The following is a 16,156-nucleotide window of genomic DNA, read 5'->3' on the forward strand; positions in this document are numbered from 1 at the left end:
CCCATGAGCAACCCGACCGAAATCACACTGCCTAGCGAGGCGGTGGAGCAGCTTTCACCCCTTGATTTGTTCGGCGCCAGTCGCTTTCGCGATCTTGAGCACCAACTCCAGCAGCGCAGCTTGGTCGAGCAGCGTTGGCTGGATGACCTGCGCCAGTACCGCGGCGAGTACGAGCCCGAGTTCGTCAAGGAGCTGAGTGTGGCCAAGAAGTCGCAGGCCTTCGTCAACATCACCCGCGAGAAGACCGACGCCTGGGCCGCCCAGATGGGGGATATGTTGTTCCCGGTTGATGACAAGAACTACGGCATCGCACCGTCACCCAACCCCAAGCTATCTATGGTGGCCAAGCAGGTGATGATGGTGGGCGATGGTGAACAACCCACGACCGAGGCACAGCAGGCGACGCAAGAACTGGCTGCCGCGCAGGCCGCCGCCACGGCCATGGAGAAGACCATTGACGATCAACTGGTCGCCTGCGACTACAACGCCGAATCGCGCCGGATGCTGCACTATGCCGCCAAAATCGGCACCGGCATCCTCAAGGGGCCCATCGTGGAGAGTGCCATCAAGCAAGCCTGGCTGCGTGGCGATGATGGCGCATGGGGGGTGGAAATAGAGAAGGACCTCAAGCCCGGGTCGCGCTGCGTGTTGCCGTGGGACTTCGTGCCGGACATGAGTGCTACCCGTTTCGCCGACTGTGAGTTCGTCTACGAGCGGGAGTACATGACCAAGAAGGAGCTGCGAAAACTGCTGAACTTGTCCAGCATGGGCTTCATCCCTGAGCAGGTGGAGAGGCTGCTGGCGCAAGAGCCATCCACGACCCGCACCCGCTATGCCGAGTTCGTTGACCAGATCCGCTACCTGTGCGGTCTCAACCCTACCAACCAGGACTCCCGTTATGAGGTGTGGACCTATCACGGCCCGGTCCCCATCGAGGTGCTGCTGGTCGCTGGGGTGGATATCGAGGGGCTGGAGGGGCGCGAGTTCGACGGGGTCATCATCTTCTCCGGTGACGTGATCCTGAAGGTGACTATCAACCCCATGGACACCCTGGAGTGGCCCTATTCTGTCTATGTCTGCGAGCCGGACGAGGGGTCAATCTTCGGCCTCTCCATGCCCTACCTGATGCGCCACCCGCAACGCATCATCAACAGCGCCTGGCGCGCCATGCTGGACAATGCCGCCAAAACGGTGGGGCCGCAGGTGGTGGTGAACAAGCGCCTGATCAGCCCGGTTGATGGCAATTGGGAAGCCACGCCGTTCAAAGTGTGGGAAATGGATGCCAACGTGCAGTGGGCAGAAGTGCAGAAGGCATTCGGGGTGTTCCACTTCGAAAGCCGGCAGAGTGACATGGCCAACATCCTGCAGCTGGCGCTCTCGCTGCTCGACCGCGAGGCCGGGGTGCCGATGATAAGTCAGGGTGAGCAGGGGCAGGTGACGCCGACCTTGGGTGGCATGAGCATGCTGATGAACGCGGCCAACGCCGTGCGCCGACAGCAGGTGAAGGAGTACGACGACAACATCACCAAGCCGATGATCCGGCGCTTCTATAACTGGAACATGCAGTTTGGTGAGGAGTCCGCCATCAAGGGGGATTTCGAGGTGCAGGCCCGCGGCACCAGCGCGCTGCTGGTCAAGGAGATCCAGACCGCGCAGCTGACCCAGATCCTGGACAAGTACAGCCAGAACCCCGCCTTCGCGCCGATGTTCAACCCCTACGAGGCGATGAAGACCCTGCTCCAGTCCATGCACATCGATAACGCCAAGGTGTTGCGTAGCCAGGAGGAATACGAGGCGGCCATCAAGCAGCAACAGGAGAGCGGCCAGCAGGACCCGGCGCTCATCAAGCTGCAGATGGAGCAGCAGTTGGCTCAGGCCAAGTTTGACCATGAGACCCAGCTCGCCCAGATGAAGAGTGCAGGCGCCCTGCAGACAGCCCAGATGCAGGCGTCCATCAAGCTGCAGGAGCTCCAGTTCTCCAGCCAGTACAAGTTGGCCGTGATGCAGCTGCAGCATGAGGACAGTCAGCGCCGTGAGCGCATCGAGCTGATGAAGCTGGCACAAGCCAAGCAGATGAGCCAAGCACAGCTGATGATCGAGCTGGAAAAGCTGGACAAGCAGCAGACTCACGACACTCAGAAGTTCATGGCCGAGGTGAAGATGAAGCAGATGCTGCCGCCGACAGGGAATTACGGGTTGGACTGATGCGCCAGTTGACTTTTCCGGCAGGTGGCACAAAATAGACCCAAGACTGCCAGAGTCTCATTTGCCCCGCCTCGTGCGGGGTTTTGCGTTTCTGGCGCCCACATCATTCAGCCCGGCCATGTGCCGGGTTTTTTATTGGAGTCGTCATGACCAAGCAACTGGACGCAGAGATGGAGCGCGATATCGAAGCGTTGCATTTGACTGCACCGCGCGTCACTCCTGAGCAGATCGATGCACTGATGGCTGGTGTGGCCTATCACACCCATGTGATCCCCGGCACCACTACCACGGTGGCAACGGCCATCGCCGCCAGCGGCTTCACTCTGGCTATCGGTATGAGCGCCTGCGCAGATCCAGCCAACTTCAATGAGGAGTTTGGCGCCAAGTATGCGATCCGGGACGCCGAGTCCAAGGCCCGCAGCCTGCTGTGGAAGCTGGAAGGTTGGCGCCTCAAGCGGCAGTTGCACGAGCAAGTTTGCTCAATTCAGCCTTCGTACATCGACCGCATGCGCCAAGAGCACATTGAGCTGTGCGATCGTTTGAACAAGTTGGGTGATTTCATCGTCACAGAGAAATTTACCACTCTCTCCGCCAATGAGCAGAGCCGCATGAAGCGGCAGCTGGTTGCCATGCAAGAGTATGCAGAGGCTCTGGGTGAGCGTCTTTCATGCGCATCGGTAGATGCGCTGGCATGAAAAAGACCATCGTCCATATCGCCGTGGTGACCACCATCGCGACCCGCTACGGCGTGGCCTTTAATCCCTGGGCAAACCACAGCAGACACCGGCAGCGCCGCGAGCATATAGAACGCGTCATTACACTGGCCGGCGACCTTGCCCAGTCCGGCTACCAGGTGGGATCTCTGGTGCGAGAGGCGTTCCATGCTCACCCATAGCCAGGACACCCATACCGTCTTGCAACACCTGCAGGGCCAGCTCCAGCAGCTGCGTGCCGACCTGGAGCAGGACATGGAGCACGAGCAGACCCAGGCCACCCGAGCCCAGATCCGGCTGCTCGATAAGCTCATCACCGATTTCACGCCGGCTGGCTAACCACAACCCGCGACCACTGCCCGCCTTGTGCGGGTTTTTTATTGGAGATTTTTCATGGATCACCTGAACGACCAAGCCGCACCAGGAGCTGACCAGGCCGCCGCCGAGAGCCGCGATCTGGATGTGTTCGCACAGGCTGCCGGTGCCGCCGACGCGCGTTTGCGTGGTGAGCCCGCAACCAGCGAGCCGCAGAACGTCGAGCAGCACGAAGAGGAACAGCCCGCCGCCAGGAATGACGGTGGTGAACAGCATCAACCGGGGGCCGCCTCTGCTGAGCAGCATGCCGCGTCCGGCGATGACCTGTTTGCTGATGCCACCCCCGAGCAGCGTGCCTATCTGCAATCGCTGATCGCCGATCGGGATCGGGAGGCTCAGGCCGCCCGTTCAGCCAACGGTCGGTATGCCGCCACTGCGCGGCAACTTGCTGAGAAAGAGCGCCAGTTTAACGAGCAGATCACCAGCATCCAGCAGGCAGGCAAGCAGGGAGATGGCACGGAAGCCACCCGCCAGCTTGACGCCCTGGAGAGCCGCATTGCAGCGATGCGCGAGGATTACCCCGACATTGCTGACCATATGCAAGGCGTGGCTGATGCCCTGCGCGATGGACTGCGTAGCGAAATCTCGCAAGTCAAGGAGCCGGTTGCCCAACTGCATGAGCAGGCTAAGGCACGCCAGCACGAGGAGCTGATCACCATCGAGACTGACGAGCTTATCCGTCGGCACCCCGATGCTGAAACTGTGGTGGTGAGTCCGGAGTTTCAAGCCTGGATCGCCAAGCAGCCACCCTCTGTGCAAGGCATCGCCAACTCTGACAGCGCAGCAGACGCCGATGTAGTGCTGACCCTCTACAAATCCACCCAGCTCCAAGCTCAAGCCCAACGCAACGCACAGCGTCAGCGCAAATTGGCCGACATGGCGCCACTTGGCGGCAGTCAGGGGCGCGCCACCGTCGATACCTCCGACGAGGCATCCCTGTTCAGCCGCGCTGCGGCGGATGCGGACAAGCGGCTGACGCAGCGCAAATACTGATTCAGGAGAAATAAGTTATGGCTACCACCACTTACGGGGATATCTCCCCGCGTGTCGGCATCATCGCCGAAGTGAAAATGCTCGAACACGCCGAGCCGATCCTGGTGCTGCAGAAGTTTGGCGACCCCAAGCCGCAGCCGAAGAACAAGGGCCAGACTGTGAAGTTCCGGCGCCCGGTGCCGTTCGCCGCGGCAACTACACCACTGACCGAAGGTGTCACCCCTTCCAGCCAGAAGATGGCCTATCAGGACGTGACTGTCGGCATGGCGCAGTACGGCGCCTGGACCGAGATCACCGACGTGATCGAAGACACCCACGAAGATCCGGTGCTGCAGGATACGCAAATGCTGCTCGGTGAGCAGGCGGCGGAGACCTTCGAAGTGTTGACCTGGGGTGTCATCTCCGGCGGCACCAGCGTGATCTACGCCAACGGCACCGCCCGTAACGGCGTGAACACCCCGGTCACTCTCAACAAGCTGCGCCTGGCCTCCCGCTCACTCAAGAAGCAGCGCGCCAAGAAGATTACCAAGATCCTGGCGCCGTCGGTCAACGTGTCCACCAAGCCGGTCGAGGCGGCATTCGTGGTGGTGGCGCACACCGACTGCGAATCCGACATTCGCGGTCTGGCCGGCTTCAAGTCGGTGGCCGAGTATGGCACCCGCCAGCCGCTGTGCCCGGAGGAGATCGGCTCGGTCGAAGACTTCCGCTTCGTGCTCTCCCCTGTGCTGGCTGCCCTGCCGGATGCCGGTGGGGCCAAGGGGACCATGTTCTCCACTGGCGGCACGAATGCGGACGTTTACCCCATGGTGGTGCTGGCGCAAAACGCCTTTGGTATCGTGCCGCTGAAGGGGAACGGCGGGCCCGGCTCTATCGTGCCGATGGTGCTCAACCCCAACGTACCGCGTGGCGGTGACCCCATGGGACAGCGCGGCTCTGCCTCCTGGAAAAGCTGGTTCGCGGCCGTGCGTCTCAACGAGCTGTGGATGACCCGCATCGAAGTTGCGGTCACCGCGCTCTAACCCCAACAATCCAGAGGAGGCTCGCCCAGTGCGGGCCTCTTTGCTTAGGAGATCACCATGGAACTGATCGACATCAACAATGCTCAACCCGCTGAGCTCCGCAAATACTTGCTGGAACAGTTCGGCATCGAGAAGGCCACCAACACGCCGCGCGAGAAGCTGGTCGCCGAGATCCTGGAGCAGGAGCAAGCCTCCGGCATCAACCGTGATGCCAGTTCGGCCGCCAGCTCGGAAGCCATCACCGGCGCGCCGACCACGGAACAGCGCGAGATCAACGCCAGTAAGCGGGTCAAAATCCGTATCTCCCGCGACCCGCACAGCAAGGGCAATGACGATGTGTATGCCTCTGTCAACGGTGTGGCCTTCATCATCCAGCGCGAGAAGGTAGCCGAGGTGCCAGAGCCGGTCTATCAGGTGCTGATGCAGGCGACGGAGATGCGCTATGAGCAGAAGGACGATGGCACCCTGGTGCCGCGCACCGTGCAGTCCTACCCGGTCAGCCTGGTCGGCTAATCATGACCTTCCTCGAGTTGTGCCAGCGGCTGCGGGCCGAGTGCCAGGATCTCGGCAGCGGTCCCGAAACCGTCGCTGGCCAGAATGGCCGCAACCTGCGCTATATCGAGGCGATCAGGGAATCCTGGATCAAGCTCCAGACATCCCGGGCGGATTGGGACTGGCTGACCAGTGACACTCCGACCCCATTGCAGGTGCTTGCCGACGACAGTGACACCCCATTCATCGACGAGGCGTATCACGTCGTGATCGTCTGGAACGCTTTGCGCAAGATGGCGATCACCGAGCTGGCCCAGGAGTTGATTGTGCGCGGCGAGGACGAGTTCGTGACGTGGCACGGCATCCTCTGCAAGAAATACATCTCGCAGAGCTTGAGCTTCTGTGCCGGGGAGAGCCTGTGAACCTGCCAGAACGCAAGTTCGCCACTGTGCCGCTTGGCGGTGGGCTGGATTTCGCCACCCCGCCCATTGGACGAAACCCAGGATTTGCCATTTCGGCGATCAATGTCGAGCCAGCGCCAACCCAGGGCTATCGCCGCGCCGTGGGGTATGACCGCTTCGATGGCCACCCCAGACCGTCCCAGACCAAGGGCTATTACCTGTTCCGCACGGACGGCTCGCAGGCCTTCCCGGCGGCGACCGGGTTCCCAGCGGTCACATGGTCTGGCGGATCCGGCGTCCTGCTGCACACCAGCGGCGGGGATGCCTTTATCGGTGCGCTGGTAGCTCCCTCCCTGGCCATTGGCGACGCCTTCACTGTCGGCGGTCAGGTGTTCACCCTGACACACGCCCCGTCACGGGCGGCGCGCCAGATGGATGACGCCATTCTTGCCGCAGCCAGGGCCGCAGACTGGCGCCGTACCTTTATCGGAGCAGTGCCCGGGATCGGACCGGTGCGCTGCGTGGTGGCCCTGAGTGATTCGGTTTTCGCCATCCGTGACCAGAGCGTGAGCGAGGCGGCCCTGTTCAAGGCCACCGACGCCGGCTGGGTGGCGGTGGGAGCCATGGGCAAGCAGTTCCTGATCCGCGACGGCTACGGGCTCGATGACGGCGACATGGCGCTGATCAAGCACTCCAGCGGCGCGACCGTGGATGTGGTCGCCCAGTTAGCGGCGGCGGGGGACGTGGGCACCTGCACCGTGCCAAACGGCCAGACCGTGGCGTTTGGTGACATCCTGCGCAGCCCCCCTGTTTCAACCAGCGCCATGACGCTCTCCGGAGTCCTGACCAGCGGGACCACCCCCACGGCGGACACCGCCACCAACCAACTTGGCGGCGGCACCATCGCGGCAGCGGATGCGGCGGGATGGTATGCGCTGGTTGGCACAACCTGGTTCAAGGTGGTCAGCTATCTGCTCAAGACGGGCGCCATCCATACCCTGATCCTGAGCAACCCCCACGGCAAGACCGTGCCGAGCAACACGTCGATCACCCTGTACAAGCTGACGGCCTACGCCGAAGTGCAGGCCGTGTCTGACATGACGCTCAAGGCCGAGGGAAAATACGATGCCTGTGTGTTCAACTTCTTCGGCGACCCGTCGATGCGCCGCGCCTATCTGGCTTCCGGCGTGCAGCGGGCTATCGAGTTGCGGGAAGACGGGCGCATGGTGCCACTGATCGCCAACGGTGACGATGCCGACGACAAGCCGAGCCTCGTTGAGGCGCACGCGGATCACCTGTTCTTGGCCTACAAGGGCGGCTTCTACATCCATTCCGGCCCCAGCAATCCGCTGTCGTGGTCTGGCCTGCTGGGTGCGGAGCAGTTCGCCGTAGGGGACGAGATCACCGGCATCACCACCACGGCGGGGGGCGTGCTGCTCGTGACCTGCCGCAATCGGACGGTCGCCCTGTACGGGACGTCCCAGACCGACTGGCAGCAGAAGGTGATCTCCGAGTCGGTCGGGATCCTGGCCGGCACCCTGCAATCCACCTTCATCCCGGTGGGATTGTCTGAGCGCGGACTGGTGCGGCTGGATCGGGTGCAGGAGTATGGCGACTTCAGCCTGAACCTGCTCGACCCAAGCGATAAGATCCAGCCCATTATCGAGCAGTTCAACTGGGTAGGCTCATCCCAGGTGGCGGGCGCCAACCAGTATCGGCTCTACTCCAGCGCCGGCCGCAATCTGGCTATCAAGATCAATGCAGATGGCGCCATCGAGGTAACGGAGGTTTCCTACGGCTCACCCGTGCTGGACGTGTGGCGCTATGACGAGCTCTCCGAACGTCAGTTCTTCACCCTGGCCAACGCCGATGGCTATGTGTTCGAGCTCGATGAGGACGCAACCAGCTTTGACGGAGCCAACATCAACTGGCTGCTGCGCCTCGCCTATGCCCATTTCGGGTCGCCACAGGTGCGCAAGTCGTGGCGCGGGGTGGAGTTCGAGCACTCGGTACAGGGCCGCCTCGATGCGAGGCTGGCATGGTCGCTTGACTACCGCCCCGGCATCACCTCGGAGAAGCAGGATGTTCATATCGACGCCAGCGGCAGCGGGATCTGGAACTACTCCAGTTGGAACAACTTCTACTGGATGTCAGAAACCGAGGAATCCAGCCGCGTGATCCCGCTGGACGGCACCGGCACCGCGCTGAGTCTGGCACTCTCTGGCCGCTCCAACTCCGAGCCCAATTTCAGCATCACCGGCATGACGGTTGAATACATCCCCAGGAGGTACAAGCGTGGCTAACGAGTATTACGAACGCCTATCGGAAATGAACCCAGGCGATCTTGCCGATGGGTTGGCGATGGAGGCGGAATTTGACGCCATCTCCCAGGGCTTCAGCAAGCTGCCGACCCCGCACACGGGCGGCCAAGGCTTTGATGGCCCGGTGCGAGTGGGGGATGCAGTCAACACCGACGAGGCGGTCAGCCTCGGGCAGTTGAATGCAGCCATCGGTGAGGCTGTGCTGCTGCCCATTGCCACCTATGGCGACTTGTCGGCTACCGCGTGGGGGGCGCTGCCGTCTAACACCTATCTGCTGTTCGGTACAGGCGCGCAGTTCGCCAACACCCCTTACACCCTGGTGGCGGGCTCAACCTACTACCTGCAAGTGCGCCACGTCATCGGTGGATCCGGGGTGGCTATCTACCACGACCAGCTGTCGCTGGCCTCCACGGACGATTCAGCCAACGTCGATTTGCGGCGCCTGTTTGTGCGCACCGGCGGCACCTTTGCCAGCGCTGTCTCTGGCGGCTGGGTGGGGTTCACCCTGAAGAAAGCGGCGCTCACGGCGCTGGAGTCACTGTCACCATCTGCTGACCAGTTGGCTTATTACACGAGCGCAGGCGCAGCAGCCATGACTCCGCTTACTCCCTTCGCCCGCTCGCTGCTGGATGATACAGATGGGGCGGCGGCAAGAAATACTTTATTTGCTTTTAAGTATGACCCTAGTCAGTTATCTATTGATATTAACTATATTGTGACTGCTGGTGTTTATAATATCGGAGGCACTAGTGCTAATTGGCCTCATAGTTCAGGAGGTACACTTATAGTAACTTCGCACGGGACTTATATTAATCAGCAAGCTCATCTCGGTGCTGGTGGCCAAATGCTTATAAGAGGCTATGATGCTGGTGCTTCTACTTGGTCGCCTTGGCGCTTTATTCACGACCAGCGTAGTGTTGTGGGGGTTGTTTCCCAGTCATCTGGCATTCCCACTGGGGCGATTATCGAGAGGGGCAGCAACGCGAATGGTGAATATGTTAAGTACGCAGATGGTACCCTGATTTGTACAAAGAACGGTATTCCAGGGACTTTGGCAAATACAGGTAATATTAATGCTAATATTTTCACTCCCGTGCAGTTCGTCTACCTTGACGGAATATCCACCCAAGTTGGGTTTACCGATTTGATGACAGATTTCCCTAGGGTCTTCTCAGGCCCCACTGCCTATAACATCACGGCCGACTCGCCTACGATATCAACCTACATCCCTATAGCCATTCTATCAAACAACACATTCACACAGGCGAACGCTAATGTTTGCCGTTTTGGGTACATAGCCATCGGCCGCTGGTTCTAAGGAGTTTACTATGAAAATAAAACTATCCCCTGTACGTGCTGACGCACAGCTAGCCGCCACTGTATCTGGCGATGTTCTGACTGTTAATAGCCAAGTATTAGACTTCTCGCCATTACTTGAAGGAGCGTCGTTGCCTTCTGAAGCTGTAGACACGGAATGGCTGCAAGGAAATATCACAAGAATTGACGGAGAAATCCATCTTACGCTTCTGCTTCCTCACGGCGCCAACGCTCCTTATGAAACCAGGTTCCCTGCGGCTTTTGAGACACCTATTACTGTGCTCGAAGGTGAAGTGCCCTTACCACCTTACGATTCGGAAGTGCAAGGGGGCCAATCATGAGTATCGACTGGAGCAAGTTAAGGTCTGCTGCTGACATTGAAAATGAACGAGTGTTGGCTACCTATATCGAATGGAAGCGTGAGCGCGAAGACCGGGTGTGCGCCATTGTGGTGGAAGTTGATGGCCTGCACTTTGACGGCGACGAGGACTCCCAGAACCGCATGGCCCGCGCCGTGGCAGCGGCCGACCTCATGACAGAAACCACCGAATGGACCCTGGCCGACAACACAGTCGCCATGGTGTCGGTGCAGACCCTGAAGACCGCTTGCCGCCTTGCCGGCGAAGAACAGACCCGCATCTGGCACGAAGGCCGCCCGGCCTGATACCGAGGTAACCCCAATGGAAGTACAGAATCTGGCAGGCCTGGGCATCACCCAGGCCAGACAAGGCGCGCCTACACCACCCAATTTCGACGGCAGCAACGTCAATGATCAGCTCGGGGCTACCCTGAATCAGGGCGGCCTGCTGATGCGGATGGCGCAGAGTAAGGGTCAAGGGGCAGCCTCGGCGCGCGGGCTTGGCAATTCCACTATCGGGATCGATGCAGCCCAGAGGGCCATGGTGGATGCCGCATTGCCGATTGCCCAGCAAAATGCCCAGCAGACGCATCAACGTGTGATGCAGGGGTCTGACCAACAACAGCAGATCACCATGTTGGATAAGCAGCAGGGTTGGCAGGGTAATCAAAATTCCCTGGATCGACAGCAGCAACTGAACATGCAGTCCAATCAGTTTGGCCAAGATAAGAACATGGCGAACCTGAACGCATCACTGCAAAAGCAAAGAGACGACCTGCTTTACCAGCAGCAGATTGGCACGCTGGACAAGCAAGGTCAGTTGGAACTGAAGCAGCTCGACGCCCAACTCAAGAACCAGACCTCCCTCAATAACCAGCAGTTTGGTCAACAGAAAGAGCTCAACCAGCAGCAGGCCTTCTTGCAGGCCGAGCGCGACGGCCTGTTGAACAGGTTCCAGCAGGGCATTCTCGACAAAGAGGGGCAGCAGCGCCTCAAAGAGTTGGACGCCCAACTCAAGAATCAGACCTCCCTCAATAACCAGCAAAACCAGTGGAACAGCGCAGAGGCACAGAAGGAACGCCAGCAACAGCTGACGGTGCTTGAAAAGCAGTTCGGACAGGAAACTGCAAAAATGGCCCAGCAAGTGGTGGCAAACACCCATGGCATGTATATGGGGGCCATCGACAGCGCCGTTGGCAGCTACAACGAGCGCTATGCGGCCATCATGGCGGACGGCTCTATGAAGGAGGCCGACAAAATCAATAGTGTGAACAATTTGAGGGGGGAGCTCAACGCCACCTTTGACATGTATCAGCAGCTCTACTCGAACATCAGCACCATCCGCCCGGACTGGACAAAATTCCCGACCATCCAAGTGCCTGGCGCTGAACTTGTCGTAAAAAAATAGGGGGCTTAGATGTGGGGACTTGATGCGGTAGTGAGCGGGTTAAGTGCGGGCTCAGATTACGCAGACGATGCCGTTAAGTTTATCACTGGCGGACTGAGAGAGGCAGGGAAGTGGATGCAGGACAGCCCTGGGGCGGCTACGCTGCTGGGTTCGGCCCTGGTGGCTGGCGGGTCCTATATGGAGAACCGGGAGACCCAGAAAACGCAGAAACGGATGCGCGATGATGAATGGGCGCGGGAAGACCGGATCCGCGATGAGAATGGCGTGCCGCAGCTGACCCCCATCGAGTACCAGGTCACGCCCGGGCTTGCTGGCGACGGGATGACCATGGGTGGCAGCCTGACCAACGGCCTGTTGGCCAACATCCAGAAGAACAAGAAGGGGAGCAACTGATGTCCAGGGAGAGCGGCGCAGGCCCGGAGCGCAACGGCAACGGCGGCGGGATGAGTGGAAACACCGGCAGGGGTAGCGGCGGTTCGTCCAGCGGCGGCAAGGGAGGCGGCCGGAACGATAGCGGCGGATCCGGCAGCAAGAGCAGTTCCAGCAAGAGCGGCAGTAACAAGGGCAAGAATGACACGGCCAGCACCGCCAGCAGTCGGGGCAGCATTGGCCCGATCGGTGGCGCCTCGATGTACGGCGGCGAGTCGGTGCGCAATGCCATGACCAAGGATAACTCCAACAAGAATGGCGGCAGCAAGGTCAGCGATCGGCTGCCCTCCGTCAGCAAGACGCTGGGCACCTACAAGCAGACACCTGCGTTGGCACCGGTCAACAATGCGCATCAGATCTCGTCCTTGGGTGGGGCCTCAATGTATGGCATGGCGGAGGACCAGAAGGGCTTGCTGGGCAGACTGGCCGAGAATGTCGGGCTGACGGCGGACACGCCGGACACTGGCTTTAACCAGACCATCAACACCGACAACGTGAACGGCGTGATCCGCAACTGGGAGGGAAAGGAAAAAAACGGCACCCTGACCGCCACCGATAAACAGCATATTTCCCAGATGGCTGGCGGCTTCAACAAGCAGGCCGGTCTCAATCTGGCAGGTTATGGCCTACTGGGGAGCTTAGGTGGGGCTGCCGCCAAGAAAGTGGGAGAGCTGACCGCCCCAGGGGACTATTTCAGTGGTACTGGTCGGCGCATAGCCAATGGTCAGCTTGACAGTAGCCGATTGGAAGGCAGTGAGGGCGACGTTTTGGGCCATGGTGGTGGTTTGGATGATGCCTTCAAAAGCGCACTGGGGCTGGTATCGTCCTTCGTGCCGGGGCTTGGCTATCTCACCAATGTGGCCGGGGCGGGATTAACGCAGCCCGCCGCAGGGACCGGGTCCGTGCTCAACGGTTTGGCTGGCAACAAGACCGGTGGACTCGTGTCTGGGGATGGCGGTAGTAATGACTACACCGCGCCAACACGCCCCAACCAAAGTGCGCAGACTGGCGAACTCAACTTTGACAGCCGTTTTTATGATCCGAGCCGCTTCAGTGTGAGCGCCGGCAAGAGGGGGTACTGATGGGGCTTATTCATAGCATGCAGCAGGGCGGTGCGCCCGGCGCAGCAGCGCAACAGCAATCCGCACCAGGTCAACCGCAAGAGCGGCCGCAGGCCGGCGGCGAGGATGACCTGCACACCAGCATGATGCAGATGCTGGAAGCAGCGCTGCTAGGTGATGGTGGTCAGGCCGTGGCTGGCAGGCTGGGGGCGGGGGAGGACAAGATCCAGGGGGTGGCCGATGCGGTCGCTGGCGGCATCTTCACCATCCTCAAGCAGGCCAAGGAGGCAGGGCGCCAGGTGCCGGCACAGCAGATCGTCAAGGCGGTCTACGCCGGGTGCCGGGAGATATTGTCTTCAGGCAGGATTGGCGACCCAGACAGCAAGATCGACGCCCTGTTTCGGGCCATGGACAAACTCAAAGAGATGGATGCCGCGAACGACGTGATCGACGATCAGATCCTGGCTGAGGCTGGGCAGTTGCTCCAGCAGATCGTCGCCAAGATGGAGGAGGCGGAAGCCGGCGGGCAACCGCAGGCGCCGCAACAGCCCGCACCGCAACAACAGGGGGCAGCATGAGCCTACTCGCCGCATTAGCCAAGGGGATTGGCGCAGGGACTGTGGATAACGCCAAGGTGGGCTTTGCCGAGCAGCAGCGCCAGCGGGAGGCAATCCAGCGCAAGGAGGAGATGGGCGTTGAGTTCGATCGGCGTGACGCCATGCTTCTAGAGCAAATTAAAGCGGGCAAGGCGGATACTGAAACAAGACTGGCCGCCGCCGCCACCGAGAATGAGAAAGCTCGACAAAGTGAATGGGCCATGATGGAGAAGAGGTTGGGCGCCGGGCTCGCCAAGGCGGCAGCCAGTGCCAATGCGGCCGCCAGGGGGAGCGCCGCCAAGAGCATGCTCAGCCACCTGGACGAGCTGGATAAATACCGCATGGAGATCGACAAGATCCCGGACGACCAGATCACGCCGGAGCGGCGCGACCAAATACACGCTCAGCTCGATATGCAGCGTTACCTGATCGCCTCAAACCCCAATGCCCAGGCGCTGGCCGCAGAGTATGGCGGATTGGACAGGCTGCAGTATGCGCTGTCACTGGTGCCGCCGCCATCCGAGCCAGCTCCAGATGCCCCGGACTCCTTGCGCCGGCCACCAGAGGTACATGCTCCTATGCGCCGCCCTGGTAGTGATGGACCGAATGCGCAACCGTCCAAAGCCTTCTCGGCCGAACAACTGGACGGAGTGTTGGGGAAAACTCAGCAGCAAGCAAAGGCGAATTTGGAAGAGCAAAGGCGAGCGCAATTGCAAGGCCGGAGCGGGAATTATATGGGCGTTGGTTATGACCCGCAGAACCGCGCCCCCGTCAATGTGACGGCTGGCAAGCCACTGAGATTGACCAGTGAGTTCAGCTTGCCCAGTAATGACGCCTATGTCCCGCCATATGCCCGGTATCCGAAGTGATTCGCTGATAAAGAAAAGCCCGCCGTGTGGCGGGCCGTTTACAATAGCATTTATATTTTTGGCCTTGGTGGTGGAGATACATTGGATTGCCCGTTTTCACTCCTGCTTGATAGGCAATCACTTTTCTTTATAACGAAGATGGAGATAGTGTCACCGTCACTACCAAAATAGCCAACCTTTATCAGCATTCCATTTTTTATGGACTTTCTCATGTTGTAACAGAAATTCGATACCATCAGCGGCCTTACCGCTTTATTAAAGTCACTCTTATTGAGCTTGGTGGACTGATAATTGACCAATGTATAGTTAAATGAAGCTGTTTTTTTTGATACAGAGAAACTATCCCACCTTGTTTCTTCATCAATCATTCGTGGTAGAGTGCTTGCGGCAGCTTTTAAAGATTGTATCTCGCTGTAACCTGACGAGCCTTTGGCTCTGTAATAGTCCCTGACTAAAATCAAAGCAAATATTGCAGCAAAAAACATCAGGGTGGCGGATAGAAGCTTTAGTTTGGATGACGTTCTTTTTTCGTTGATTTTCTTTTTCTGCTCATGAAATGCTTGTTCAAATTCATTATATTTTACTGGCGTACATTCACCACTTATGGTTTGGGCGCCTTTAGCTTCACCAGTGTTAGTACCAGCGTGCGCCATAGGTGTTTTTTTGTATGTATTCTTTCCAGCATAATCCTTTTGTGGCTCCACCTATCATCTCCATTATAAAACGGAATAGGGTTTAACGGCCCGACTTAGCCGATGCTGTTCAACGTGCTCTAACAGGCCATCCCACTCTTCCTGCAAGGTTGAGTACATCAGTTGACCGCTGGTACTCCAAAGATCCGGGGATGCCTTGATGGTTTCCCAGATTCTGAGCTCGTCATAATCAAGAAGATCTGGTCGCGCCTGGGCAAGATTAGCCAAACGAACCGACTCATCGGTTGACCATAACCTATCAATCACCTCTAAAAAGCTCTCGCCGCGCTCAATGTCGAAGATTGCTTCAGCGCCGGCGCGCTCTACAGCCCACTCTATTACCCCGGTGATGGTGCGCTTCTGCTGCCTGGCGAGCAGATCGATCAGATACTTGGAGCGGGGGTCGAGTCTTAGAGATAGCGTGACGCTGGTCGAGGCTTTCTTAGATTTCTTTTCAATAGCCATAAATGTTCCTGATGCGCCGGTTTGGATAACCTTAAGCGTTTTCAATGATAGCGATTGTTTATCATGTGTGGTGCGTTGGTCAATGGTGGTAATTTGTAGTGATGGGCGTAATTTTGGTACATGTGCTAAAAATCATTGCATGAGTTAATTTGTTGGACTATGTTAGTCGTATTGAAACCACAGCCAAGCAGAGGACGAGAATGGAAAGCGAGAAGAAAAAACCACTACAGATACGCATGACCCCAGCGATGATCGCGGAGTATAGCGAGAATGCGGGCCAGCATTTTAGGACGTTGGCAGCCGAGGTGATGTACCGTCTGGCGGTACTGGATACGCTGATTGCAAGGGGGGAGGTAAACCTGAATGAGTTCAAGTTCTAGAAAGGATTCGACCCAAGCTGCGTCAACAGCTCGGGCCGAGGATGTAAACCCAACCAGCAAAG

The 16,156-nt window shown here is 58.9% G+C and carries 20 protein-coding genes; 18 read left to right on the forward strand and 2 right to left on the reverse strand.

The genetic code is table 11. From position 1 onward, the window contains the following. The first annotated feature begins 3 nt into the window (after nt 1–3). The 17 genes from C3F36_RS17885 to C3F36_RS17960 all read left to right on the forward strand — a co-directional run bounded on the left by C3F36_RS17885 (nt 4) and on the right by C3F36_RS17960 (nt 14,557). Nucleotides 4–2,205, forward strand: coding sequence for a portal protein (locus C3F36_RS17885; protein ID WP_199769614.1), 2,202 nt, complete (start codon nt 4–6; stop codon nt 2,203–2,205). Nucleotides 2,206–2,351: 146 nt separating this feature from the next. After that, nucleotides 2,352–2,900 carry a Gp49 family protein gene (locus C3F36_RS17890; RefSeq protein WP_104455591.1) on the forward strand — a complete coding sequence of 183 codons (549 nt, stop codon included), beginning with the start codon at nt 2,352–2,354 and terminating at the stop codon, nt 2,898–2,900. Beyond that, nucleotides 2,897–3,100 (forward strand): hypothetical protein, encoded by a 204-nt coding sequence (locus tag C3F36_RS17895; RefSeq protein WP_104455592.1) that lies wholly within the window; start codon nt 2,897–2,899, stop codon nt 3,098–3,100. Before C3F36_RS17890 ends, C3F36_RS17895 begins: the two co-directional genes overlap by 4 nt. Continuing rightward, nucleotides 3,087–3,257 (forward strand): hypothetical protein, encoded by a 171-nt coding sequence (locus C3F36_RS23375; protein ID WP_158656147.1) that lies wholly within the window; start codon nt 3,087–3,089, stop codon nt 3,255–3,257. Before C3F36_RS17895 ends, C3F36_RS23375 begins: the two co-directional genes overlap by 14 nt. 54 nt (nt 3,258–3,311) lie before the next feature. Further along, nucleotides 3,312–4,286 (forward strand): hypothetical protein, encoded by a 975-nt coding sequence (locus C3F36_RS17900; protein WP_104455593.1) that lies wholly within the window; start codon nt 3,312–3,314, stop codon nt 4,284–4,286. Between the two features lie 17 nt (nt 4,287–4,303). After that, on the forward strand, nt 4,304–5,305 hold the full coding sequence (locus C3F36_RS17905; protein ID WP_104455594.1) for a N4-gp56 family major capsid protein: 1,002 nt from the start codon (nt 4,304–4,306) through the stop codon (nt 5,303–5,305). A 57-nt stretch (nt 5,306–5,362) separates the two neighbouring features. Continuing rightward, nucleotides 5,363–5,818 (forward strand): hypothetical protein, encoded by a 456-nt coding sequence (locus C3F36_RS17910; RefSeq protein WP_104455595.1) that lies wholly within the window; start codon nt 5,363–5,365, stop codon nt 5,816–5,818. A 2-nt stretch (nt 5,819–5,820) separates the two neighbouring features. Beyond that, complete coding sequence (locus C3F36_RS17915; RefSeq protein ID WP_104455596.1) at nt 5,821–6,219, forward strand: hypothetical protein; 399 nt, start codon at nt 5,821–5,823, stop codon at nt 6,217–6,219. Then, complete coding sequence (locus C3F36_RS17920) at nt 6,216–8,501, forward strand: hypothetical protein (RefSeq protein ID WP_104455597.1); 2,286 nt, start codon at nt 6,216–6,218, stop codon at nt 8,499–8,501. Before C3F36_RS17915 ends, C3F36_RS17920 begins: the two co-directional genes overlap by 4 nt. Further along, the gene (locus tag C3F36_RS17925) at nt 8,494–9,837 is read left to right on the forward strand and encodes a pyocin knob domain-containing protein (RefSeq protein WP_104455598.1); all 1,344 of its coding nucleotides are present in this window, start codon (nt 8,494–8,496) and stop codon (nt 9,835–9,837) included. The genes C3F36_RS17920 and C3F36_RS17925 overlap by 8 nt, the downstream gene beginning before the upstream one ends. 10 nt (nt 9,838–9,847) lie before the next feature. Continuing rightward, nucleotides 9,848–10,177: a hypothetical protein gene (locus C3F36_RS17930; RefSeq protein ID WP_104455599.1), complete on the forward strand. Its 330-nt coding sequence runs from the start codon at nt 9,848–9,850 to the stop codon at nt 10,175–10,177. Beyond that, nucleotides 10,174–10,500, forward strand: a complete 327-nt coding sequence (locus C3F36_RS17935; RefSeq protein ID WP_104455600.1) for a DUF4376 domain-containing protein — start codon at nt 10,174–10,176, stop codon at nt 10,498–10,500. Before C3F36_RS17930 ends, C3F36_RS17935 begins: the two co-directional genes overlap by 4 nt. A 16-nt stretch (nt 10,501–10,516) precedes the next feature. Then, nucleotides 10,517–11,602, forward strand: a complete 1,086-nt coding sequence (locus tag C3F36_RS17940; protein WP_104455601.1) for a hypothetical protein — start codon at nt 10,517–10,519, stop codon at nt 11,600–11,602. A gap of 114 nt (nt 11,603–11,716) precedes the next feature. Beyond that, complete coding sequence (locus C3F36_RS17945) at nt 11,717–11,995, forward strand: hypothetical protein (protein ID WP_104455602.1); 279 nt, start codon at nt 11,717–11,719, stop codon at nt 11,993–11,995. Beyond that, entirely contained in the window at nt 11,995–13,113 is a 1,119-nt protein-coding gene (locus C3F36_RS17950) for a hypothetical protein (protein ID WP_104455603.1), read from the forward strand. Before C3F36_RS17945 ends, C3F36_RS17950 begins: the two co-directional genes overlap by 1 nt. Continuing rightward, nucleotides 13,113–13,670: a hypothetical protein gene (locus tag C3F36_RS17955; RefSeq protein ID WP_104455604.1), complete on the forward strand. Its 558-nt coding sequence runs from the start codon at nt 13,113–13,115 to the stop codon at nt 13,668–13,670. The genes C3F36_RS17950 and C3F36_RS17955 overlap by 1 nt, the downstream gene beginning before the upstream one ends. After that, nucleotides 13,667–14,557, forward strand: a complete 891-nt coding sequence (locus tag C3F36_RS17960) for a hypothetical protein (protein ID WP_104455605.1) — start codon at nt 13,667–13,669, stop codon at nt 14,555–14,557. Before C3F36_RS17955 ends, C3F36_RS17960 begins: the two co-directional genes overlap by 4 nt. 50 nt (nt 14,558–14,607) lie before the next feature. Here the strand turns inward: C3F36_RS17960 and C3F36_RS23380 are convergent, their stop codons facing one another. Both C3F36_RS23380 and C3F36_RS17965 read right to left on the reverse strand, forming a co-directional pair. After that, nucleotides 14,608–15,261: a hypothetical protein gene (locus C3F36_RS23380; RefSeq protein ID WP_158656149.1), complete on the reverse strand. Its 654-nt coding sequence runs from the start codon at nt 15,259–15,261 to the stop codon at nt 14,608–14,610. Between the two features lie 12 nt (nt 15,262–15,273). After that, nucleotides 15,274–15,714, reverse strand: a complete 441-nt coding sequence (locus C3F36_RS17965; protein WP_104455606.1) for a hypothetical protein — start codon at nt 15,712–15,714, stop codon at nt 15,274–15,276. A 200-nt stretch (nt 15,715–15,914) separates the two neighbouring features. On the opposite strand from C3F36_RS17965, the gene C3F36_RS17970 reads away from it, so the two are divergent. Further along, nucleotides 15,915–16,094, forward strand: a complete 180-nt coding sequence (locus C3F36_RS17970) for a hypothetical protein (RefSeq protein ID WP_158656151.1) — start codon at nt 15,915–15,917, stop codon at nt 16,092–16,094. The last annotated feature ends 62 nt before the right edge of the window (nt 16,095–16,156 follow it).

The sequence above is a fragment of the Aeromonas sp. ASNIH2 genome, assembly GCF_002934795.1.
GTDB classification, from domain to species: domain Bacteria; phylum Pseudomonadota; class Gammaproteobacteria; order Enterobacterales; family Aeromonadaceae; genus Aeromonas; species Aeromonas caviae.